Genomic DNA, 21886 nt, shown 5'->3' on the forward strand with positions numbered 1-21886 from the left:
CCCGACGCGGGCGTTCACGCGGTGGCGGATGCCGCGGGCGCGGCCGGCGCCGCCGGGCGACGCGTGCGCCACAACATCACGACGAGCAGGTACAGCACGCCCAGCGCGCCGGTGATCGCCGCGAGCAGCATCCAGTCGACGGGACCCGTGCCACCCGCGAACGAGAGGCCGACGACGACGGTCGAGCCGATGCATCCGAGCGACCGGGCCGTCTGGAAGAGGCCGGCCGCCTGGCCCTCCTGGTCGGGCGGCGCCGCCACGTAGAGCGACTGCGTGATCGAGATGAGCACGAGCACGTACGGGATGCCGATGATCGCGGTGACGGCGAGGATGACGAGCGGCGCCGTCGAGACGCCGAGCAGGAGCAGCGACAGCGTCGAGATCGCGAGCGCGACCGCGCCGATGACGGATGCCGCGCGGAGACCGCGCCGGTCGATGAGCTTCTCGGCCCACGGGGTCACGAGCGCGTTGAACGCGGCGAGCGGCAGGAGCAGCAGGCCGATCACGTCGGTGCGGTAGCCAGCGTGGTCCTCGAGGTACTGCGGGATGCCGAACAGCGCGCTGTAGAACACGAGGTTCGCGAGGATGAAGACGACGTAGACGCGGACGAGGGCCACGTTCGCGGCGAGCAGGCGGAGGTCGATGAACGGAGTCGACGCGCGCAGCTCGCGCCACGTGAACAGCGCGCCCGCCGCAAGCACCACCGGCACGAGCAGCCAGGTCGGGTCGCTCGTGAGGTCGAGCAGGAACACGAGCAGCGCCACGATCGTGACGACGAACAGGAGGATGCCCGGCACGTCCGCGTCGCGCAGCACCGTCCGCACCGGCGTGTGCGCACGTGGTGCGTCGCGGGGCACGAGCAGGTGCGTCCAGATCAGCGCGATCGCGGCGAGCGGGATGTTGATCCAGAAGATCGCCTGCCAGCCCCCCAGGACGAGCAGCACGCCGCCGATGACGGGACCCACCGCTGCCGAGCTCGTGTCGATGAGCTGGATGCGCCCGATCATCTTCGGTGCGGAGCCGCCCGAGCGTGCGGCGATGGCGTGGAGCATGGCGGCCGCCGCGGGGAACGTCGTGGCCGTGCCGATCCCGAGCAGGATCCGCACCGCCAGCAGCCACGCGAACGTCGAGGCGAACGGACCCAGGGCGCCAGCGATGATGGTGATCACCATGCCGGCCGCGAACACGCGACGGGCCCCGTACTGGTCGGCGAGCCGCCCCATGAGCGGCTGCAGCACCGCCGAGGTGAGGTAGAAGGCCGAGATCACCCAGGTGACGGTCGCGACGTCGACGGCGAACTCCTGCCGCAGCGTGCTGAGCGACACGGCGGTCATGCCCGAGTTCAGCGCGCTGAGCGCGGTGCCCGTGCAGAGCGCGGCGATGACCCAGCCCGACCGCGGCGGCGTCTTCGCCCGCGGTGCTCCGGGCGCGGGGGAGCTCACGACACGCCCGCCAACTCGGCGAGCCTCGCGACCCCCGACCCCATGTTCGCCTGCATGCGGTGCAGCGCGTCGTCGAGCCGGGCGCTCCGCTCGCCGGGCGGCGTGCGAACCGGATTCAGCGCCACGCCGTCGGCCCACGCCTTGATGTCGGGCTCGGCGCCGAACGAGCTCGAGGCGCGAGCGCCGAGCACCGTCATCCGCGCCCAGTCGGCGAGCGAGTTGCCGTATGGCGTCGGCGGGCACAGGCGGTTCTTCTCGGCGTCGTCCTCGCGGGTCGCCTCGACGTAGCCGACGAGGGCCGCGCCGAAGCACGGGAAGCCCGCTCGGATGGGCTGGAGCGTGATCGCGTCCGGCGTCCAGACGGGCACGAGCGGCGGCTGCCGCAGACCGTCGCCGGCGCAGTGCACGACGAGGGCGTCGGCGGGGATCGCCACCGACGCGTCGGCGAACGCGATGCGACCGCGTTCGACGCTCGCGATGTGCCCGTGGCGCACGACGTCGTCGATGGTGCGCAGCGCCTCGAGCTCCCAGCGTCCGAGCGTGGGCGCCTTGGCCATGGTGGGAGTCACTGCGGGATCGATCCGCAGCATGATGCCGGCGTCCTCGAGCCGGAAGAAGAGGTCGTCGAGGGATGCCGCGTCGGTCGCGGCCCGCATCAGGTCGGCGACCATGCCGAGGAAGATCGCCGGGTCGGGCTGGATCACCGCGCGGTTCAGCATCCAGGGATCGCGCGGGCGGATCCAGGTGATGGCGTCGGCGTCCACGCTACGCGACAGGAGCCAGATGCAGGCGTCGGTCGCGGTCTTGCCCGACCCGACGATCACGTACCGGCTCGGCGCCGCGTGGAGGTGCGCCAGTTCGTTGACGGGCACGACCCGCACACCGTCGGCGACCGCGAACGGCGGCGGCTCCTCGGCCGGGATCACCGGGGACAGGTGGTGCGCGTCGACGATGCGGCAGTCCACGGGCACCTCGTACCGCTCGCCCGAGACGCGCGACGCGAACGTCCGCTCGCCGAGGAATTCGCACCCGGCGAAGTGCTCCACCCGATCCGACTCGAGCAGGCGGTCGGCCAGGACGTGCTCGTAGTAGGCGCAGATCTCGGCCTTCGTCGCGCGCTCCTGCAGTCCGGTCTCGGGTCCGCGCTGCTGGAGGCGGCCGCCGCCGAGCAGGGTCGACGCGACCCCGTAGAAGGCCGACGATTGGTGCAGGCGCACGAACGGGTAGGCCTCGAGCCAGTGTCCGCCGACGGCGTGCCGTCGGTCGACGATCGCGACGCGGGCGCCGGGCGCATGGTCGACGAGGGCGTCGGTGAACGCCATCCCGGTGGCGCCGGCCCCCACCACGAGGTAGTCCGCGTGGACCACGTGGGTCACGGGAACCACTGAAGCACTCCGCGCACCCGGGTGTCCACACCGGCGCACGGTGCGTCGCGGTGTTGCGGCCCGGCTTCGCCGGTTCCGGTCGCCGACGCTAGGGTCGAGGCATCCGTTGTCCGCGGCCGCGGCGCCGACGTGCCCGTCGCACCGCAGCCGACCGCGCCGGCCCACCGCCCGAGAAGGAACCGCCCCCGGAGATGACCGTGACCTCGTCGAAGCCGAGCCGCGCCGGTGCCGCCGCCACGTGGTGGAGGGCCCAGCGCAAGCGGGTGATCTGGTGGACCGTGATCGCGCTCGTCGCGCTCGTCGTCGTGGTGCTCGTCGCCCGCTGGCTGCGCACGTTCCCGGCGGTCGAGCAGTTCGTCGAGACGTACCCCGGCATCGTCCCGCCGCCCGAGGGAACGCCCGTCGGCATCCCCGCGTGGCTCGGCTGGCAGCACTTCCTCAACTCGTTCTTCCTGCTGCTGCTCGTGCGCACCGGGTTCCAGCTGCGGTCGAAGCAGCGCCCGCCCGGCTTCTGGACGCGGGACAACTCCCGCTGGCCGCGCACGAAGCGGAACCCGCGCCGCATGGGGATCTTCCTCTGGTTCCACCTCTGGCTCGACGTGTTCTGGGTGCTGAACGGCGTGGTCTACGTCGTCCTCCTGTTCGCGACCGGGCAGTGGCTGCGCATCGTGCCCACCGACTGGGCGGTCGTCCCCAACGCGCTCTCGGCGGCGCTGCAGTACGCCTCGCTCGAGTGGCCGACCGAGAACTCGTGGGTCGTCTACAACGCGCTGCAGCAGCTCGCCTACTTCACCGTCGTGTTCATCGCGTCGCCGCTCGCGATCCTCACGGGCCTGCGCCTCTCGTCGATCTGGCCGCTCGAGGGGCCGCTGGTGCGCGCGTTCCCCGAGAAGCTCGCGAAGGCCGTGCACTACCCCGTGATGCTGTTCTTCCTCGCGTTCACGTTCGTGCACGTCGTGCTCGTGTTCCTGACGGGGGCGCTCGCGAAGCTCAACCAGATGTACGCCGCCCGCGACGCCGACGACTGGGTCGGGTTCGCCGTGTTCGCGGCATCCGTCGTGGTCATGGTCGTCGCCTGGGTGCTCGCGAAGCCGCCGCTGCTGAAGCGCATCGCCGCGACGTCGGGTCGCGTGCAGGGCTGACGCCGTCGCTCCCTGAGCCCGTCGCTCCCTGAGCCCGTCGAAGGGAGCCGCAGGGCTGACGCCGTCGCTCCCTGAGCCCGTCGAAGGGAGCCGCAGGGCTGACGCCCGGCCGACGGCGCGGTAGCGTGCCGGAGTGGCCACGCCGCTGATCGACGACGACGAGCTCGACGACCTCGAGCGCGAGTTCGTGGCGCGCGTGCGCGGGCGCGTGCTCGAGATCGGCGCGGGCGACGGCGAGAACTTCGGCGCGTTCGACCCCGACGTGGAGTGGCAGGGCCTCGAGCCCGACGCGACGCGCCGTGCCGAGCTCGCGACCCGCGCGAAGGAGTGGCGGCACGCGGCGGTGCCGCTCGACGCGAAGGCCGAGGCGATCCCGCTGCCCGACCACTCCGTCGACGCGGTCGTGGGCACCTACGTCCTGTGCTCGGTGACCGACCAGGCGGCCGCGCTGGCCGAGGTGCGCCGCGTGCTCGTCCCCGGCGGACGCGTCGTGTTCGTCGACCACGTGCAGGCGCCGCCGCGCACGCTCAAGCGGTTCGTGCAGGCGGTCGCCACCCCGATCGCGAAGCGCGTCTGCCACGGATGCCACTGGGATCGCGACACCGAACGGGCCCTCGTCGAGGCGGGCTTCACGGGCACCGACGTGCGGCGGCTCCGCGTGCGATCGATGCCCTTCGGCCCGGTGCCGATGCTGCTCTTCGACGGGCGCGCGCCCGGGCCGTGAGCGTCCCGTTCCCCTCGAGCGTCCTGTTCCCGTCGAGATGCAGGAACTTCTTCGCGGCACGCCCTGGCGACGCGGCATCCGCCCGGCGTGTCGGCCGGAACGTCCTGCATTCGGATGCTGCGGGTCAGCTCGGGACCTGGGCGGGTGGCAGGGGCTGGGACGGCGGCGTCGCCGCGGTCGCCGCGGCCGCGGCCGCGTCGAGCGCCGAGCGGGCGAGGAACGTCGATCCCGCGACCGCGGCGGGCATCGCGATGATCGCACCGAACGGGATCATGAAGCACAGCTGCGTGGCGATGCCGAATCCGAAGAGCTGGGCGCGGTGCCCGCGCAGGATCGCCCGCCGCCGGGGTCCGTCCATGCCGCGCGCCTCGAACGGTCGCGACGTGAGCTCCATGGCGAGCAGCCGCCCGGAGAGCACCACGCCGAGCGCGGGCGCGAGCACGGCGCCGACCACCGGGATGAACCCGATCAGGCCCACGCCGATCGCCGTGACGAGGGCGAGGCCGATGAGCCCGATCCCGTCGCGGACGGTGCGCCAGAACCCCGTTCCCTGCTCGGGAACCGGGCCGCCGACGGTGCCTTCGACGGCGCGCCAGATCCGCTCGTAGAACGGGTCGCCGACGATGAGCGTGAGCGCCGTGAACGTCAGGGCCGCGAACACCACAGCCCCGCCGAACAGCACGGCGCCGACGAGCACCTGCACGACCATGGGCCAGGGGTCGACCCAGTCGTCGGCGAACGGCGTCATCCAGTCGGCGATGCCCGCGAGGTTCACGGCAAGGGCGGAGAGTCCCGCGACGATGAGCACGAACACGATCGCGGCCGGGATGACGCCGAGCATCATCACGCCCGGGCGCCGGCCCCAGAAGCCGAACCCGCGCAGCAGCATCCCGACACCCGAGAAGAACCGGCCCACCACGTGCACCACTCTAGGATGGGCCTGCCGCCGGGCCGTCGGGGCTTGACGGCGGGGAGGGCGGCATGGTGATCGAACGCGACGTGCGCCTCGCCGACGGGCGTGTCCTGCACGCGTACGACAGCGGGGCGGATGCCACGACGCGCCTCGTGCTCGCCTGGCACCACGGCTCTCCGCAGACGGGCGCCCCGCTCGAGCCCGTGCTGTCCGCGGCGTCGGCGCGCGGCATCCGCGTGATCTCGTACGCACGACCGTCGTACGGCGGCTCGTCGGCGCACCCCGGACGAGACGTCGCGTCGGCCGCCGCCGACCTCGTGGCGGTCGCCGATGCGTTCGGCGTCGAGCGACTCGCGTCGATGGGCGCGTCGGGCGGCGCGCCGCACGCGCTCGCCGGCGCGGCGCTGAGGCCCGACCGGGTCGCCGCGGTCGTGACGCTCGCGGGCCTCGCGCCGTACACCGGCGCGTTCGACTGGTTCGACGGCATGCGCTCACCCGGGGCGCTCCACGCGGCGCGGCGCGGTCGCGATGCGCGGGTCGCGTTCGCCGAGGTCGACGAGTGGGACCCCGAGCAGTTCATCCCGGCCGACTTCGCGGCGCTCGACGGGAACTGGTCGTCCCTCGGTGCGGACGTCGCGCGCTCCGAGGCGTTCGGCCCCGACGGCCTGATCGACGACGACGTCGCGTTCGCCGCGTCGTGGGGGTTCGAGCTCCAGGACGTCGCTGCGCCCGTGCTGCTCGTGCAGGGCGAGCTCGATCGGGTCGTGCCCCGACGGCACGCCTCGTGGCTGCTCAGCCGACTGCCGAACGCGACACTCTGGATGCGACTCGACGACGGCCACGTGTCGGTGCTCGACGTCGTGCCCGACGCGATGGACTGGCTGCTCGAGCGCGTGGGCTGAGGCGCGGCGCTCGGGTACGGCGAGCCGTGCCCGCTACACCAGCGAGTCGAGCGCCCCCACCAGGTCGCGGTGCAGGTCGTCGACGTGCTCGAGCCCGACCGAGAGCCGCACGAGCCCCTCGGGGATCGTCGGCTGCTCGAGCGGCCACCGCCGGCGGCGCTCGAGCGTCGACTCGACGCCGCCGAGGCTCGTCGCGTGCACCCAGAGGCCCGTGCGCTCCGCGAGGGCCTCGGCCGGCTCTGCGCCGCCGCGCACGACGATCGACACGATCGCGCCGAAGCCGGGGTAGCGCACCTCCTGCAGCGCCGGGTGCCCCTCGAGCCGGCGCACGAGCTCCTGCGCGTTGGCCTGCGCGCGCTCGAGGCGCACGGGCAGCGTCCGCAGCCCGCGCAGCGCGAGGAACGTCTCGAGCGGCGCCGGGATCCCGCCCGTGAGGGAGCGGCGCTGCACGACCGCGTCGGCGTGCTCGGGCAAGGCCGCGACGACCGCGCCCATGAGCACGTCGCTGTGGCCCGAGATGTACTTCGTCGCGGAGTGCACCACGAGGTCGGCGCCGAGGGCGAGGGGCTGCTGCAGCAGCGGGGTCGCGAACGTGTTGTCGACCACGACGAGCGCGCCGTGCTCGCGCGCCGCCGCGACGATCGCCGGGATGTCGGCGACCTCGAGCGCGGGGTTGGTGGGCGACTCGAACCACACCATGGCGGCGCCCTCGGCCGCCGCGGCGACGGCCGCCGTGTCGGTGATGTCGACGTACACGGCCTGCAGACGGCCCTTCGCCTGGAGGTCGTCGAGGAGGGCGACCGTGCCGGTGTACGAGTGGCGCGGCGCCACGACGGTGCCGCCCGGTTCGACGAGGTCGAGCACCGCCGCGATCGCGGCCATGCCCGATGCGAATGCCACGCACCGGCCGCCCTCGAGCGCGCCGAGGGCGTCCTCGAACGCCGTCCAGGTCGGGTTGCCGTAGCGGCCGTACACGAGGTCGCCGCCGGCGACGAACGTCGACGAGAGGTGCACCGGCACGCTCATCGACGCGTCGGGCTCGTGCGGCGGCCGCCCGGCGATGATGGCGACGGTGTCGGGGTGGAGGGCCGGTGCGCCGGCCTCGGTCGTCTCGTGCACTGCGGTGCCTCCCGGTGGTCCAGAGGGGGAGCGGATGCCGCGGCGGCGGCAGGCGCACCGGCCAGCGTAACCCGGGGATGGTGGACGTGACGCGGCATCCGTTACCATATGTGAAAGCAGCATTCATATATGAAAGTCAGGTCACGCTGATGTCGGAGCTCGTCGAACGCGGTGCCGCGCGCACCCGATGGATCAGGTCGCGGATGCCGCTGCTCGCCGCGGTGCGCGACGAGTTCGCCGAGCGCCGGCCCTTCGACGGCCGCCGTGTGGGGATGTCGCTGCACGTCGAGCCGAAGACGGCCGTGCTGCTCGAGGTGCTCGCCGCGGGCGGCGCCGAGATCGTCGCGACCGGCAACCACGGCTCCACGCAGGACGACGTCGTGGCGTTCCTGCGCGGCCAGGGCATGACCGTGTTCGGCGCGCGCGACGACACGCTCGCCCAGCACGAGGCGAACGTCGCATCCGTGATCGAGGCGCGGCCCGACATCCTGCTCGACAACGGCGCCGATCTCGCCGCCGGCATCGTGGCCGCCGGCCTCGCCGACGGCGTGGTGGGCGGCACCGAGGAGACGACGAGCGGCGGCATCCGGCTGCGGGCGGAGCTCGCGGGCCGCATCCCGTTCCCGACCATCGTCATCAACGACAGCGCGCTGAAGGCGATCGGCGAGAACCGGCACGGGGTCGGCCAGTCGGTCGTCGAGAGCATCATGCGCATCACGAACCTCATGATCCCGGGGCGCCGGTTCGTGGTCGCGGGCTACGGCTGGTGCGGGCGCGGCATCGCGCAGTACCTCCGCGCGTTCGGGGGCCGCGTCGCCGTCGCCGAGATCGACGAGCTCAAGGCGTTCGAGGCCGCGCTCGACGGCTACCGGGTCGCCGACCTCGGCGAGCTCGCCGAGTGGGGCGAATTCTTCATCACCGCCACGGGGCATCCGGGCATCATCACCGACGACATCGTGGATCGCATGCCCGACGGCGCGGTGCTCGCGAACGCGGGCCACTTCCCATGGGAGATCGACGTCGAGTCGCTCTCCGCCCGCGCGACCGAGGTCACCGAGCTCGACGCCGCGATCGAGCGCATCGACCTGCCCGACGGGCGGCACGTGATCCTGCTCGCCGGCGGACGCATGGTGAACCTGGCGGGCCGCGAGCCGAAGGGCAACTCGCTCGAGGCCATGGACCTCGGGTTCCTGCTCCAGTCGCTCTCGCTCGAACGCGTCGCGACCGCCGCGTCCACGCTCGTGCCCGGGGCGCAGCCCGTGCCCGACGACCTCGAGCGCGAGATCGCCCGCCGGTTCGTGCGCGCGCTCGGCGCCGACCGCTGACGGCCGCGACGGGGCATCCGATGGCCGAGCGCAGCACCGAACGCACCGAACGCACCGAACGCGGCACGGACTACTCCGCCCCCGCCCTCGACAAGGCGCTCGACATCCTCGAGCTCCTCGCGGGGGAGGCGGGCGGACTCACGCAGACCGAGATCGCCGAGCGCGTCGGCCGGAACGTGAGCCAGATCTACCGCGTGCTCGCGACGCTCGAGCGGCGCGGCTACCTCACGCGCGACGACCGGTCGGGCCGCTACGTGCTCTCGATGGCGCTGTTCGACCTCGCGCACCGGCACCCGCCGCTGCGCGGGCTCGTGCAGCTCGCCACGGGCCCGATGCGCGGGCTCGCCGACCAGGTGCGCCAGTCGTGCAACCTCGGGATCGACGACGCCGGCGCCGTGCGCATCGTCGCGCAGGCGGAGTCGCCCGCCGACTTCGGCTACCACGTGCGGGTCGGCGCGCGCTTCCCGCTCGAGTCGACCGCGACGGGTGCGGTGCTGGCCGCGGGCACCGATGCCGCGACGTCCACCGCGCTCGAACCCGGCGAGGCCGCGCAGCTCGACGACGGCTGGCTCGCCCGGCCCGACCGGCTGCAGGCGGGCGTGACGGATGTCGCGGTCGCGATCACCGACCGGCGCGGCCACACGGTCGCGGCGCTCACCGTGCCGTACGTCGCGACGTCGTACAGCGCGGTCGGACTCGACGAGGTCGTGGCGGCGGCACGAGCGACGGCTGCGGAGATCTCGGCGCGACTCGGCGGGATGCCGGTCGCGGCAGGTAGCCTCGAAGGGTGAGCCGCACCGTCTGGACCGTCATCGGCGTGATCGTCGCCGTCATCATCGCGTGGTTCGTCGTGGACCTGCTGTTCAGCCTGCTGTGGTTCATCGGCAAGCTCGCGATCGTGGCGGTCGTCGCGGTGATCGTGTTCTTCGTGCTCCGGGCGCTCGTGCGTCCGTCCGACGACCGGCGCGAGATCGAGCGCTGAGCGCGGCGCCGGGCGCGCGACGGCCTGGCGGGTGTCGGTTCGGACGGCGTCAGCTCGACGCGTGCGCGACCTCGCGGTGGGGCATCCGCTCGCTCGCCATGACCCGCGCCGTGATCGGCAGCACGATCGAGCGCGGCATGATGCGCGCGAAGACGGCGCTCATTCGGTTGCCGCGCCCCGAGACGACCGAAGGCGCCGTGCGCCGGGCGTCGAGGGCGCGCATCGCCGTCGAGACGACCTCGGCCGGCGTCTGGTAGTCGCCGACGCGCGCCTCCTCGGTGCCGACGACCTCGAAGAACTCGGTGCGGGTCGCGCCGGGGCAGAGTGCCGTGACGCGCAGTCCGGTCTCGCGCGTCTCCCAGGCGACGGCCTCGGTGAAGCTCAGGACGAACGCCTTGGTCGCGCCGTAGACGGCCATCGACGGCACCGGCTGGAACGCCGCGGTGCTCGCGACGTTCACGAGGATGCCGCGTCCCGACGCGGTCATCTCGGGGAGGAACGCGCGCGTAAGCGAGACGAGCGCGCCGACGTTGAGTCGCACCTGCTCGTCGATGCGCGCGGCGTCGGCCTGCGCGAAGGCGCCGTGCATGCCGAAGCCCGCGTTGTTCACGAGCGAGTCGACGGTCAGGCCGCGCTCGCGTACGAACGCCACGAGCCCGTCGGTCGCGCCGTCCTCCGAGAGGTCGAGGCCGAGCGTGGGCACGTCGACGCCGTGCGCCTCGGCCAGTTCGTCGGCGAGGGCGACGAGGCGCTCCTCGCGACGGGCGACGAGCACGAGGTTCGCGCCGCGGTCGGCGAGCGTGCGGGCGAACTCGGCACCGATGCCCGAGCTCCCTCCGGTGACGATGGCGGTGGTGCCGACGTGGTTGCGGGTCATCGGGGATATCCTCGTTCGAACGTCATCTGCGAGACGGGCCGTGCGGCCGTTGATGTAGTCAGTGACAACATCATGCGTTCGGGCGTGGCATGTTGTCAATGCCTACATTGCGGATAGACTCGATCCGTGACCGTCACGACCAGCTACCACCGCGAGAACCTGCGCGAGACGCTGCTCGATCTCGCCGAGCGCACGGTGCAGCGGTCGGGCGTCGACGCCCTCTCGCTGCGGCAGCTCGCGCGCGACGCGAACGTGAGCCACGCCGCGCCCGCGCGGCACTTCCGCGACAGGCGCGCGCTGCTCGACGCGCTCGCGCTCGACGGGTTCGAGCGCCTGAACCGCGTCATGGCGGATGCCGCCGCGACGCCGGGCTCGTTCGACGAGCGCTTCCGCGCCGTCGCGACGGCCTACGTGACGTTCGCCGTCGACAACGCGGCCCTGCTCGGACTCATGTACACCGTGAAGCACGAGGCCGACGCGAGCGACGCCCTCCTCGAGGCCGGTCGCGGCAGCATGCGCGCCGCTGTGGACCTCATCGCCGCGGCGCAGGCGGCCGGCGCGATCGTGCCCGGCGATCCCGAGCGGTACGCGCTCGTCGCGTTCGCGAGCGTGCACGGCGTCGCGGCGCTCGCGACGGGCGACCTGCTCGACGGCGTGTCGGTCGAGGACGCGACCGAGGCCACGGTCGACGTGCTGCTCCGCGCCATTCGCGCCTGACGAACTCCGGCACCGCCGGCACGGCGACCTACCCGGCTCGACGCGTCCGACCCCAGGGCTTGAACACCGAGAGCGTCATCGCCACGACGAGGGCGGTCGACGACACGATCGGTGGGAAGACGAGCGTCGCGGGCATCGCCGGAGCGCCGCCGTCGGCCAGTGCCACCCGTCCGGCCTCGCCGACGGCCGTGACGCCGGGCCACAGCACGAGCACCACGAGGGTCACCAGCACGATGTTCACGACGAGCTTCACGAGCACCCACCAGTAGCGGACGAGCCCGTACTTCGTGCCGAGCCCGAGCAGCACGCCGGTCGCGAGCGTGAGCAGTCCGACCACGACGAGCGGCCAGGTGGCGACCGCGGCCATGGTCGCGGCCGCCGCGCCGGCGCCGGTCGGGTCGCCGAGCAGGGCCGTCCCGACCAGGATCCCGAGCACGAGGTCGAGGCCGAGCCAGACGCCGGCGGCCGCGATGTGGACGAGCAGGAGGAGCTTCCGTACGCGGGTCGGCAGCGGCATCCGGATGACGCGGGCCCCCGCCCCGGGGCGCGGTGCGGCCGGCCTCGCCGGGGCGGTTCGGGACCCTGCCGGACTCGGCGGAGCGGTGCGCGTGGCGGTGGACATGACCTCCACGATGCCCGGGGTGCGGCGGCGGGGCATCCGCTCGCCGGAGTCACCTGCGGTACGCCCGTGGTCGTACATCGAGGAGGCCGACGGATGCGGCACGGGGGAGCGGCGCGGTTCAATGGACCATGCGACTCGTCGTGCTCACGGGCGCCGGCATCTCGGCGGAGAGCGGCGTGCCGACGTTCCGCGACGCGGGCGGGCTCTGGGAGGGGCACCGCGTCGAGGACGTCGCGACGCCCGAGGCGTTCGAGCGCGATCCCGACACGGTGCAGCGCTTCTACGACCTGCGGCGGCACGCCGTCGCCCAGGTCGAGCCGAACCCGGCGCACGACGCGCTCGCCAGGCTCGAGCGCACGCTGGGCGACGACCTGCTCGTCGTCACGCAGAACATCGACGACCTGCACGAACGAGCGGGCTCGCAGCGCGTCGTCCACATGCACGGTGACCTGCTCACCGCGCTGTGCGCGAACTGCGGCGCGCGCACGCCCGTCACGGCCGACCTCGTCGAGCGGCCGCCGTGCCCGGTCTGCGGTCGGCGGATGCTGCGACCCGACGTCGTGTGGTTCGGCGAGATGCCGTACGAGCTCGACGCGATCGACGAGGCGCTGCTCGCCTGCGACGTGTTCGCCGCGATCGGCACGTCGGGCGCGGTGTACCCAGCCGCGGGCTTCGTGATGACCGCCGCCGAGTGGGGCGCGCGCACCGTCGAGCTCAACCTCGCGGCGAGCGAGATCACCCCGCTGTTCGACGAGGTGCGGCACGGCCCGGCGAGCCTCGAGGTGCCCGCCTGGGTCGACGAGGTGGTGGCGGCGCCGAGTGACGGACGCCCGTCCTAGACTCGCGAGGGACCGTCGCCGCACCGCAGCGGGCGACGAGAAGGGGCAGCATGTCGTTCCAGGCGTATCTCGACAACATCGAGGAGAAGACGGGGCTCACGCCGCGGCAGTTCATCGAGCTCGCGCACGAGAAGGGCTACGACGACCCGTCGGTCAAGGCGGGCGTCATCGTCGACTGGCTGAAGGCCGACTACGACCTCGGGCGCGGCCACGCCATGGCGCTCGTGCACGTCATCAAGAAGGGCCCGACGATCGACGCGAAGCACGTCGACTCGGGCGGCACGCACAGCGACGCGAGCGACACGCTCTGGCTCGACGGCAGGGCGACGAACCCGGGCAACGCGTAACGCGGGCGGACCGGCGGGCGTCAGCCCGCGGCATCCGGTCGGGACTCGCGCTCGCGCTCCGGCTCGGGTGCCGGACGGCCCGCCTCGAGCGCGCGGATCAGCGACGCCGAGTCCCACGGCCCCATGTGCCGCTTGCCGCCGATGAAGAACGTCGGCGTCGAGTGCAGGTCCATCATCTCGGCGTCGAGCTGGTCGTCCTCGACGCGCCGGATCACTGCGGGGGAGCGCAGGTCGGCGGCGAACTTCTCCATGTCGAGCTCGAGCTGCCGCGCGTACTCGAAGAGATCGTCGGTCGTGAGCTCGTCCTGGTTCGCGAAGAGCGTGCGCGCCATCTCGATGAACTTCCCCTGCAGGGCCGCGGCCTCGTACGCCTGCGCCGCCTCCTTCGCGTGCGAGTGCACGGTCTCGAGGGGCAGGTGCCGCCACACCCACCGCACGTCGTCGCCGAAGTGCTCGATGACCGCGTCGATCGACCCCGTCGCGCGACTGCAGAAGGGGCACTCGAAGTCACCGTACTCGGTGATCTGGAACGGGGCGTCGGGCCGGCCGCGGAAGTGGTCGCGCTCTGGATCGAACGGCCGCACGAGGACCTTGCCGATGGGCACGGGCGGGCGCAGGCGGTCGCCGACGACGAAGATCGCCCAGCCCAGTGCGAACGAGATGACGGATGCCGCGAGCACGCCCACGCGCGCGAGGTCCTGCGTCTCCTGGTCCTCGATCGCGAGCCCGACGATGAACAGCGCGATCGTGAACCCGATGCCCGACAGCGCCGCGCCGCCCGCGATGCGGGGCATCGTGAGGCCCGGAGCCAGGCGGCCGAGCCGCAGCATCCGCACCAGCGCGGTCGCACCCGTGATGCCGACGAACTTGCCGATCACGAGGCCGGCGATGATGCCCCACGTGAGCGGTGACGACACCGCGGCGCTCAACGTCTCGGGGTCGAGGCGCACACCGGCGTTCGCGAGCGCGAAGATCGGCAGCACGAGGAAGTCGATGTACGGCGCCCACGCCGACTGGAGCCGCTCGTTGATCGAGATCGAATCGCGCAGGCTGCGGGTGGCGGCGCGCGCGTAGGCCGTGTTCGGCGACTCCCGGAACGCGCGCGTGAGCTCCGCGGCCCGCTCGACCTCGTTGCGCTGCGGCGGGAACACGGGGATGAGCAGCGCGACGGCCACGCCTGCGAGGGTGGGGTGAACGCCGGCGGCGGCGACCGCGAGCCACAGCGCGAAGCCGAGCACCGTGTACGCCGGGCCGCGGCCCGCGGGCAGGAACCGCACGAGGGCGAGCAGCACGAGCAGCACCGCGACGATCGCGAGCGGCACGACGTGCAGGCCGTGGTTGTAGAACACCGCGATGACGACGAGCGCGCCGATGTCGTCGACCACGGCGAGGGTCAGCAGGAACGTGCGCAGGCGAGCCGGGAACTTCGGCCCGATGATGGCGAGCGCCCCGAGCAGGAACGCGGTGTCGGTCGAGATCACGACACCCCACGCGTCGGCCTGGCCGGTGTTCGCGTTGAGCATCAGGAAGATCAACGCCGGCAGGATGAGCCCCGCGATGGCCGCGATCACCGGGACCGCGGCGCGCGAGCGATCGGTGAGCTCGCCGATCGTGAACTCGCGCTTCACCTCGAGGCCGACGATGAAGAAGAAGAACGCCATGAGCCCGTCGTTGACGAGCTGGTGCAGGGTGAGCTGGGCGGAGAAGGACCCGATCGTCACCTGGATCGGGGTCTGCCAGAACTCCTCGTACGTCGAGCCCCACGGCGAGTTCGCCCAGACGATCGCGATCACGGTGCCGAGCAGCAGGAGCATCGCGGCGCTGCGGTCCGTCGTGCCGCCCTTCTTCAGGGCGCGTCGCACCGACGCGACGGTGGTGGCGCTGACGCCGGGGGTCGTCATGCGGTGCGGGCCGTGACTACCGTGGCGCGCGGATCAGCGACCAGAGGGCCGCAAGGAGCAGGACGCCGCCCACGGCGCCGATGAGGCCGAGGATCGACCAGAGCACGGTTTCCACATCCATGGCGCACCTCCGGGGTTCCCGCCCATTCTGGCAAGAGGAGTCCCGTCGGGACCAGTGCCTGTGCACAGTTGACCCGGCAGCGGCATCCGTGCGACCCCAGCGTCAACCCGTTGACCGCACGCGGCGGCGGGTCGGACGCTGGGTGCATCGATGGAGGAGGGTGCACCATGACCGACCCGCGAGACCACGCCGAGCGACACGGTCCGACCGAGCACACGCCCGACACCGGCCGGCCGGAGGACACCGAGGTCGGCCAGCGGAACGCCGCGAGCGACCTCATGACCGACGACGACCAGCCCGGCCCCGACGCCGACCAGCTCGACGCCGACAACCCGGTCGAGGAGGACACGATCGAGACGCTCGACCCCGAGAACCCGCCTGCATGACCGCGCCGCAGCCGCGGCATAGGTGAGGCAAACCTAACAAAGAAATAGCGGCTGATCTGCGAAAAAGACCGCCGGGGGTACTGCGGGAGTCGGCCGTGGAGGGCTAGCATCGCCCGTAACGCACGGTCGGAACCGCCTCAGGAGGTCACCATGAGCATGACGCTCGACGAACTGCCCGCCGTCGCCGAGTGTTCGGTGAGCGGCTGCTCGTACAACGACCACTCGCACTGCCACGCGGCCGCGGTCACGATCGGCGGTGCGGTCGGCGACGCCGAGTGCGCGACCTTCATCCCGCTCGGCACGAAGGGCGGCCTCGACAAGGTGGTCAGCCACGTCGGCGCCTGCCAGCGCGCCGAGTGCATCCACAACGACTCGCTCGAGTGCACCGCGGCATCCGTGCGCATCGGACCCGGCGCCGACGACGCCGACTGCCTGACCTACCAGCCCGCCTGACCGGCTCGACGAGCACGCGCCCGCGACCGGCTGACCCGTGACTCGGACTACGCCGCGCGGGCGAGCTCGGCGCGCGACTCGCGCACGCCCCTGAGCGCCGCGGCCCACGGCACGAGCTGGTCGAGCTGGGTCGCCAGCATGCCCTGGTGGTAGGCGGCGGGCGTGAAGTTCACGTACTGCTCGAAGTCGGTCATGAGGGAGAACGACACCTGCTGGCGGACGTCGGCGACCTGCAGCTCGCCGAGGATCAGGCGCAGGTGCTCGGCGGCACGGGTACCGCCCGCTGCACCGTAGCTGACGAGCCCGGCGGCCTTGTCGTTCCACTCGCCGTAGACGAAGTCGAGCGCGTTCTTGAGGGCGCCCGAGGTGGAGTGGTTGTACTCGGGGGTCACGAAGATGTACCCGTCGAACGAGTCGACCTTCTCGGCCCAGGCCTTCGTGTGCGCCTGCGCGTACTGGCCCATGCTCGGCGGCACGGCCTCGTCGAGGTGCGGCAGCGCGAAGTCGGCGAGGTCGACGAGCTCGAACTCGGCGTCGCTGCGCCCGGCGGCGTGCTCGAGCACCCACTTGGCGACCTGGTCGCCGACGCGACCGGGTCGCGTGCTGCCGATGATGATGCCGATCCTGACTGCGGTCATGGAGAGGTCCTTCCGGGAAGTAGTTGACGTGTCAGCACAATGGTTGACGCGTCATCATAACCCAAGAAGATGACATGTCAACCAAATCTCGGGTAGGCTGGCGTCATGTCCGTGGTGTCCGAGATCGACGAGGCCGACTGGGCGCTCTGGCGCGGCTTCCTCACGATGCACCGCGACCTCATGCGCGAGCTCGACGGCCGCCTCCAGCGCGACGCGGGCATCTCGCAGGCCGACTACTCGGTGCTGCTCACGCTGTTCGACGCGCCCGACCGGCGGCTCCGTCCGGGTGCGCTCGGCGAGGCGCTCGGCTGGGAGAAGAGCCGGCTCTCGCACCAGCTCACGCGCATGGCCGCGCGCGGGCTCGTCGAACGCGCCGAGTGCGTCACCGATGGGCGCGGCTCGTGGGTCGTGCTCACCCGCGACGGGCGGCGCACGCTGCTGCACGCGCTGCGCGACCACGCGGCGTCGATCCGGAGCCTGTTCCTCGACGCGCTCGCTCCCGACGAGAAGCGGGCGATGGCGCGGGCGTCCGAGCGCGTGCTCGAGCGGCTCGACGAGGCGGCATCCGATTCTGCTCTGAGCGGATCGGCCTGACGCCCGCCGCGGCCCGCGATTAGCCTCGGCACATGGGCAAGGTCGTGGAGTTCTCGCGGGCGACCGGCCCGCGCGCGTCGAAGCCGCTCTGGCGGCACGTGCTCGGCGAGGTGCTGCGCGAGGAGCGCCTCGTCCAGGAGCGGATCCTCACCGAGGTGGCCGCCGCCGCGGGCGTCTCGCCGCAGTACCTCTCGGAGATCGAGCGGGGGCGCAAGGAGCCGTCGTCCGAGATCCTCGGGTCGGTCGCCGACGCGCTCGGGCTCGAGCTGTTCGACGTCGTGCACCGGGTCGGGGAGCGCCTCGGCGCGCGGCTCGATGTCGAACGTCGGGAGGCCGAGCGCCGCGAGCGCCTGCTCGTCGAGGCATCGTTCGCGTTCCGCGCCGGCGTGGTGCCGGGGCATCCGCTCGACCTCACCGGTACGGATGCCGCGGGCACGATCGTGCTCGCCGGCGCCACCCTCGCAGCGCCCGCCGACGTCTTCCTCCTCGCCGCGTAGCACGACGGCGCCTCGCCCGGGAAGCCCTCGCCCTAGAAGAGGGTGAAGCCGCCGTCGACCTTGACGATCCAGCCGGTCATGAAGCTCGACGCGTCGCTGGCGAGGAAGATCGCGACGGGCCCGAGCTCGTGGGGGAGCCCGTAGCGCTTCATCGGCGCCGGGTCGACGACGTGGGGCGTGAACTCGGGCCGGTCGACGGGCGACATCTCCGTGAGGAAGTAGCCGGGTGCGATCGCGTTGACCCGGATGCCGTACGGCGCCCACTCGGCCGCGAGTCCCTCGGTCAGGTGGTGCACGGCGGCCTTCGAGGTGAGGTACGAGACCTGCCACCGCGTCTGGTTCACGATCTGCGCGGACATCGATCCGATGTTCACGATCGTGCCGCCGCCGCGCTCGGCCATGCGGCGGGCGACGGCACGGCTGCAGTACCAGACGCCGTCGACGTTGACCGACATGACGTCGCGCCACACCTCGTCGGGCGCGTCGAACGCCGCGCCGCCGATGCCGATCCCCGCGTTGTTCACCAGCACGTCGATCGCGCCGAACTCGTCCTCCACCTCGGCGACCGCGCGCTCGACGTCGTCGACGTCGGAGACCTCGAGTCGAACGCCGTACGCGCGGATGCCGGCCTCGGCGAGCTCGTGGGCGGCGCGGTCCGCGGCATCCGAGGTCGTGGCCGTGACCGCGACGGCGGCTCCGGCTTCGCCGAGCGCCTGCGCCATGGCCCGGCCGAGCCCGCGACTGCCGCCGGTGACGAGCGCGGTCTTCCCGCGCAGGGAGAAGGTGTCGAGTGCGTTCATTCGGGACTCCTCTGGTTCGGGACTGAGTGGTTCGGGACCTGGGCCCTCGGCCTCAGTCGACGAGCGGGACTCGCGCGTCCGACGCGAGCGACGTGCGGGCGGCGAGCGCGACGCGGAGGGCCGCGATCGCGGCCTCCGTCGGGCACCGGTCGGGCTCGGCTTTGGTCTCCACGCACTCCAGGAAGTACCGGGCCTGCGTGAGGAACGGGTCGTCGGACGGCTGTGCGGCATCCGATGCGTCGACCGCGTCGGTGCCCGACGTTCCGACGACATCGAGCCCGCTGCGGAACTCGGAATCGGAGGGCAGGTCGGCGACGCTCAGGACCTGGGCGACACCGCCGTTGGCGTACTCCACCGTCGTCGCGACCGGAGCGCCGAAGTCGCCGGCGCGCTCCCCGGTCCCGACGCTGCGCACCGCGACCGGGGTGCCGAGCAGCAGGTTGGCCTGGTCGAAGTCGTGGATGGCGAAGTCGACGAGGATCCCGCCCGAGCGTCGCTCGTCGTCGAACCACGATCCGCCGGGCGGACTCGACGAGAGCCGGGCGGCGCGGACCGCGCGAACCGGGCCGACCGACCCGTCGGCGACCCGGTCGGCGAGCTCCGCGTACTGGCGCATGAACCGGACGACGTGCGCGACCATCAGCACGCCCGTGCTGCGACGGGCGGCCTCGGCGACCGCCTCGGCGTCGGCCACGGTCAGCGCGATGGGCTTCTCGAGCAGCACGTTCCGCCCGTGGCTGAGCGCCTCGATCGCGATCTCGGCATGGGACGGGGTCGGCGTGCACACCGAGAGGAGGTCGACCTCCGCGTCGGCGAGCACGTCCTCGAGCCGCGTCACCCAGCGGGCGTGCGGCGCCGCGTCGAGCTGCGGCCGGGTCCGGGGCGACACGACGTACGCGATCGCGTCGCCGAGCCCGGCCCGGCTCCAGGCGCCGGCGTGCGCCTGCGCCATGCGCCCCGCGCCGACGATGGCGATGCGGTGCGCCGTCATCGCGCCGGTTCGAGCTCGTGCACGTCGAAGATCCGGTCGAGCACGAGGCCCCCGGCCCCGAGGATGCCGGCGTGCTCCTTCGCCTGGCTTACGACGATGTCGAGCTCGTCGGTGATCATCGGGAGGCACTCGAGGTAGATCGCCGACCGCACGCCCGCGACGAACGCCTCGGCCTCGCCGAGGATGCCGCCGAGGACGAGCCGCTGCGGGTTGAAGAAGTTCATGATCGTCGCGAGGACGCGCCCGACCCGGGTGCCGGCCTCGCGGAGCATCCTGGTCGCGAGGGGATGCGCGTCCCTCGCGAGCGCGAGGACGTCGTCGACGCTCTCGACCTGCACGCCGGCGTCGCGGAGCGCGCGGACGATCGCTCGGCCCCCGGCGACGGCGTCGAGGCATCCGGTGCGCCCGCATGAGCACAGCACGGGCGGCGCGTCGGGGACGGTGACGTGGCTGATGTCGCCCGCCATGCCGTGGTGGCCATGGTGCAGCGAGCCCGACGCGATGACGCCGCAGCCGATGCTCGAACCGACCTTCACGAAGACGAGGTCGGCGACGCTCCGATCGAGCCCGTGCTCGCCGAGCGCCATGAGGTTCGCGTCGTTGTCGACGACGGTGGGGAGCCCCGTGAGGTCGGACACCGCGGCGGCGACATCGACCCCGTTCCATCCCGGCATGCGCGAGGGCGACACCAGCGTCCCGGTGCGGGAGTCGACCGGCCCCGGCACCCCGATGCCGTATCCGCGCAGGCGCTGCCCCGGCTCGGCGTGCTCCGCGACGAGGGCGTCGGCGACGCCGACCATCCAGGTGAGGATCGGCTCGACGCCCTCGGCGATGTCGATGCGTTCGCGATGCGTGGCGATGAGCCGGCCCGAGAGGTCGAGGAGTCCGAAGGTCGCATGCTGCGAGCCGAGGTCGACGGCGCACACGACGCCGGTCGACGGGTCGACCTCGAGTGCGCGCGGACGGCGACCGCCCTGTGAGACACCCATGCCCGCCTCGCGCACGTAGCCCGCATCGATGAGCACGTCGACGCGTTGCGCCACCGTCGTGGGCGACAATCCGGTGACGCGGGCGATCTCGGCGCGAGAGCGCGCCTGCCCGCTGCGGATGAGACCGAGCATGGCGCCGGCCGAGGCCTGATGCCGAAGCACGTCGTTCGAGCCGTTCATCGCCCCGGATCCCTTCCTCCACGTGTGACGCCGAGTCCTCGACGCTGAGTGGTGCGTCCGAGACTACTGCACGTCCATTCATCCAAAACTGGATGAAGAAAATGCATACTTGCACCTTTGAGAGGATGTTAGTACGCTCGCCGCAACAACCCGACGATGATGCGAGGAAAGATGCCAGCAACGGAGCCCCGGCCCATGGTCAGCCTGCGGGGTGTCGACAAGTACTTCGGCGACCTGCACGTGCTCAAGCACATCGACCTGACCGTGCAGGCGAGCGAGGTCGTCGTCGTGGTCGGCCCGTCGGGCTCCGGCAAGTCGACGCTGTGCCGGTCGATCAATCGACTCGAGTCCATCGACGCGGGCGAGATCCGCGTCGACGGCGAGCTCCTCCCCGTCGAGGGCCCGGCCCTCGCCTCGCTGCGCGCCGACGTCGGCATGGTGTTCCAGTCGTTCAACCTGTTCGCGCACCGCACGGTGCTCGAGAACGTCACGCTGGCGCCCGTCAACGTCCGCCGCGTGCCGAAGGCCGAGGCGAAGCGGGAGGCGATGGAACTGCTCGAGCGCGTCGGCATCGCCGACAAGGCCGGACACCTGCCCGCCCAGCTCTCCGGCGGACAGCAGCAGCGTGCCGCGATCGCGCGCGCGCTCGCGATGCGTCCCAAGGTCATGCTCTTCGACGAGCCGACCTCGGCGCTCGACCCCGAGATGGTCGGCGAGGTGCTCGACGTGATGACCTCGCTCGCCGCGGAGGGCATGACGATGATCGTCGTCACCCACGAGATGGGCTTCGCGCGCCGAGCCGCCGACCGCGTCGTCTTCATGGACCAGGGGCAGATCGTCGAGGAGGCGGCCCCCGACCGGTTCTTCGATGCGCCCGACTCCGAGCGCGCACGTTCGTTCCTGGCCTCCGTGCTGTCGCACTGACCCCGTTATCCCACCGACCCCTGCTTTCGCACTGACCCCCCGGTCGGACCGACCCCGCGGGGTCGCCCGAGACCTT

25 protein-coding genes are annotated in these 21886 nt (G+C 72.3%); 14 read left to right on the forward strand and 11 right to left on the reverse strand.

Annotation, left to right across the window (positions count from 1 at the left end; translation table 11 throughout):
* Positions 1–14 precede the first annotated feature (14 nt).
* Together ACFVN5_RS15600 and ACFVN5_RS15605 are read right to left on the reverse strand one after the other, a co-directional pair.
* Positions 15–1442, reverse strand: a complete 1428-nt coding sequence (locus ACFVN5_RS15600; protein WP_376956153.1) for an MFS transporter — start codon at positions 1440–1442, stop codon at positions 15–17.
* Complete coding sequence (locus ACFVN5_RS15605) at positions 1439–2818, reverse strand: NAD(P)-binding protein (protein ID WP_376956154.1); 1380 nt, start codon at positions 2816–2818, stop codon at positions 1439–1441. Before ACFVN5_RS15605 ends, ACFVN5_RS15600 begins: the two co-directional genes overlap by 4 nt.
* 200 nt (positions 2819–3018) lie before the next feature.
* Between ACFVN5_RS15605 and ACFVN5_RS15610 the strand changes: the two genes are divergently transcribed.
* Together ACFVN5_RS15610 and ACFVN5_RS15615 are read left to right on the forward strand one after the other, a co-directional pair.
* Positions 3019–3969, forward strand: a complete 951-nt coding sequence (locus tag ACFVN5_RS15610) for a cytochrome b/b6 domain-containing protein (protein ID WP_376956155.1) — start codon at positions 3019–3021, stop codon at positions 3967–3969.
* A gap of 133 nt (positions 3970–4102) precedes the next feature.
* Positions 4103–4693 carry a class I SAM-dependent methyltransferase gene (locus ACFVN5_RS15615; protein ID WP_376956156.1) on the forward strand — a complete coding sequence of 197 codons (591 nt, stop codon included), beginning with the start codon at positions 4103–4105 and terminating at the stop codon, positions 4691–4693.
* Positions 4694–4817: 124 nt separating this feature from the next.
* Here ACFVN5_RS15615 and ACFVN5_RS15620 read toward each other — a convergent pair whose 3' ends face one another.
* Positions 4818–5612 carry an EI24 domain-containing protein gene (locus ACFVN5_RS15620; protein WP_376956157.1) on the reverse strand — a complete coding sequence of 265 codons (795 nt, stop codon included), beginning with the start codon at positions 5610–5612 and terminating at the stop codon, positions 4818–4820.
* 62 nt (positions 5613–5674) lie between these two features.
* Here ACFVN5_RS15620 and ACFVN5_RS15625 point away from each other — a divergent pair, with 62 nt between their 5' ends.
* On the forward strand, positions 5675–6508 hold the full coding sequence (locus ACFVN5_RS15625; RefSeq protein WP_376956158.1) for an alpha/beta fold hydrolase: 834 nt from the start codon (positions 5675–5677) through the stop codon (positions 6506–6508).
* Between the two features lie 33 nt (positions 6509–6541).
* Here ACFVN5_RS15625 and ACFVN5_RS15630 read toward each other — a convergent pair whose 3' ends face one another.
* On the reverse strand, positions 6542–7627 hold the full coding sequence (locus ACFVN5_RS15630) for a trans-sulfuration enzyme family protein (protein WP_376956159.1): 1086 nt from the start codon (positions 7625–7627) through the stop codon (positions 6542–6544).
* A gap of 149 nt (positions 7628–7776) precedes the next feature.
* On the opposite strand from ACFVN5_RS15630, the gene ACFVN5_RS15635 reads away from it, so the two are divergent.
* Genes ACFVN5_RS15635 through ACFVN5_RS15645 form a run of 3 tightly spaced genes read left to right on the forward strand, consistent with a single transcriptional unit; the run spans position 7777 to position 9934 of the window.
* Positions 7777–8952 (forward strand): adenosylhomocysteinase, encoded by a 1176-nt coding sequence (locus ACFVN5_RS15635; protein ID WP_376956160.1) that lies wholly within the window; start codon positions 7777–7779, stop codon positions 8950–8952.
* A gap of 20 nt (positions 8953–8972) precedes the next feature.
* Entirely contained in the window at positions 8973–9743 is a 771-nt protein-coding gene (locus ACFVN5_RS15640) for an IclR family transcriptional regulator (RefSeq protein WP_376956161.1), read from the forward strand.
* A complete protein-coding gene (locus tag ACFVN5_RS15645; RefSeq protein WP_376956162.1) occupies positions 9740–9934 on the forward strand; it encodes a hypothetical protein in 195 nt (64 codons plus the stop codon). Before ACFVN5_RS15640 ends, ACFVN5_RS15645 begins: the two co-directional genes overlap by 4 nt.
* A gap of 49 nt (positions 9935–9983) precedes the next feature.
* Here ACFVN5_RS15645 and ACFVN5_RS15650 read toward each other — a convergent pair whose 3' ends face one another.
* Positions 9984–10811, reverse strand: coding sequence for an SDR family NAD(P)-dependent oxidoreductase (locus tag ACFVN5_RS15650; RefSeq protein ID WP_376956163.1), 828 nt, complete (start codon positions 10809–10811; stop codon positions 9984–9986).
* A 126-nt stretch (positions 10812–10937) separates the two neighbouring features.
* Between ACFVN5_RS15650 and ACFVN5_RS15655 the strand changes: the two genes are divergently transcribed.
* Positions 10938–11528, forward strand: coding sequence for a TetR/AcrR family transcriptional regulator (locus ACFVN5_RS15655; protein WP_376956164.1), 591 nt, complete (start codon positions 10938–10940; stop codon positions 11526–11528).
* A 28-nt stretch (positions 11529–11556) separates the two neighbouring features.
* Here the strand turns inward: ACFVN5_RS15655 and ACFVN5_RS15660 are convergent, their stop codons facing one another.
* On the reverse strand, positions 11557–12045 hold the full coding sequence (locus ACFVN5_RS15660) for a hypothetical protein (RefSeq protein WP_376956165.1): 489 nt from the start codon (positions 12043–12045) through the stop codon (positions 11557–11559).
* A gap of 233 nt (positions 12046–12278) precedes the next feature.
* On the opposite strand from ACFVN5_RS15660, the gene ACFVN5_RS15665 reads away from it, so the two are divergent.
* Complete coding sequence (locus tag ACFVN5_RS15665; RefSeq protein WP_376956166.1) at positions 12279–12989, forward strand: NAD-dependent deacylase; 711 nt, start codon at positions 12279–12281, stop codon at positions 12987–12989.
* A 50-nt stretch (positions 12990–13039) separates the two neighbouring features.
* Positions 13040–13336 carry a DUF4287 domain-containing protein gene (locus ACFVN5_RS15670; RefSeq protein WP_376956167.1) on the forward strand — a complete coding sequence of 99 codons (297 nt, stop codon included), beginning with the start codon at positions 13040–13042 and terminating at the stop codon, positions 13334–13336.
* Positions 13337–13356: 20 nt separating this feature from the next.
* Here ACFVN5_RS15670 and nhaA read toward each other — a convergent pair whose 3' ends face one another.
* Positions 13357–15237: a Na+/H+ antiporter NhaA gene (gene nhaA / locus ACFVN5_RS15675; RefSeq protein ID WP_376956168.1), complete on the reverse strand. Its 1881-nt coding sequence runs from the start codon at positions 15235–15237 to the stop codon at positions 13357–13359.
* A 288-nt stretch (positions 15238–15525) separates the two neighbouring features.
* Between nhaA and ACFVN5_RS15680 the strand changes: the two genes are divergently transcribed.
* A complete protein-coding gene (locus ACFVN5_RS15680; protein WP_376956169.1) occupies positions 15526–15744 on the forward strand; it encodes a hypothetical protein in 219 nt (72 codons plus the stop codon).
* A gap of 150 nt (positions 15745–15894) precedes the next feature.
* Positions 15895–16197, forward strand: coding sequence for a DUF1540 domain-containing protein (locus tag ACFVN5_RS15685; protein ID WP_376956170.1), 303 nt, complete (start codon positions 15895–15897; stop codon positions 16195–16197).
* Positions 16198–16244: 47 nt separating this feature from the next.
* On the opposite strand, the gene ACFVN5_RS15690 is transcribed toward ACFVN5_RS15685, so the two are convergent.
* Entirely contained in the window at positions 16245–16835 is a 591-nt protein-coding gene (locus tag ACFVN5_RS15690) for an NADPH-dependent FMN reductase (protein WP_376956171.1), read from the reverse strand.
* Positions 16836–16940: 105 nt separating this feature from the next.
* Between ACFVN5_RS15690 and ACFVN5_RS15695 the strand changes: the two genes are divergently transcribed.
* Positions 16941–17429 carry a MarR family winged helix-turn-helix transcriptional regulator gene (locus tag ACFVN5_RS15695; RefSeq protein ID WP_376956172.1) on the forward strand — a complete coding sequence of 163 codons (489 nt, stop codon included), beginning with the start codon at positions 16941–16943 and terminating at the stop codon, positions 17427–17429.
* Positions 17430–17461: 32 nt separating this feature from the next.
* Entirely contained in the window at positions 17462–17926 is a 465-nt protein-coding gene (locus tag ACFVN5_RS15700; protein ID WP_376956173.1) for a helix-turn-helix domain-containing protein, read from the forward strand.
* Between the two features lie 32 nt (positions 17927–17958).
* Here ACFVN5_RS15700 and ACFVN5_RS15705 read toward each other — a convergent pair whose 3' ends face one another.
* From ACFVN5_RS15705 to ACFVN5_RS15715, 3 genes are read right to left on the reverse strand one after another with little or no spacing between them, the layout of a single operon-like run.
* Positions 17959–18726 carry an SDR family NAD(P)-dependent oxidoreductase gene (locus tag ACFVN5_RS15705; protein WP_376956174.1) on the reverse strand — a complete coding sequence of 256 codons (768 nt, stop codon included), beginning with the start codon at positions 18724–18726 and terminating at the stop codon, positions 17959–17961.
* Positions 18727–18778: 52 nt separating this feature from the next.
* Positions 18779–19717, reverse strand: a complete 939-nt coding sequence (locus ACFVN5_RS15710) for a Gfo/Idh/MocA family protein (RefSeq protein ID WP_376956175.1) — start codon at positions 19715–19717, stop codon at positions 18779–18781.
* Positions 19714–20886 carry an ROK family transcriptional regulator gene (locus ACFVN5_RS15715; RefSeq protein WP_376956176.1) on the reverse strand — a complete coding sequence of 391 codons (1173 nt, stop codon included), beginning with the start codon at positions 20884–20886 and terminating at the stop codon, positions 19714–19716. The genes ACFVN5_RS15710 and ACFVN5_RS15715 overlap by 4 nt, the downstream gene beginning before the upstream one ends.
* A 171-nt stretch (positions 20887–21057) precedes the next feature.
* Here ACFVN5_RS15715 and ACFVN5_RS15720 point away from each other — a divergent pair, with 171 nt between their 5' ends.
* The gene (locus ACFVN5_RS15720) at positions 21058–21810 is read left to right on the forward strand and encodes an amino acid ABC transporter ATP-binding protein (protein ID WP_376956177.1); all 753 of its coding nucleotides are present in this window, start codon (positions 21058–21060) and stop codon (positions 21808–21810) included.
* Positions 21811–21886: the final 76 nt, after the last annotated feature.

The organism is Agromyces sp. NPDC057865 (assembly GCF_042796995.1).
GTDB lineage: Bacteria > Actinomycetota > Actinomycetes > Actinomycetales > Microbacteriaceae > Agromyces.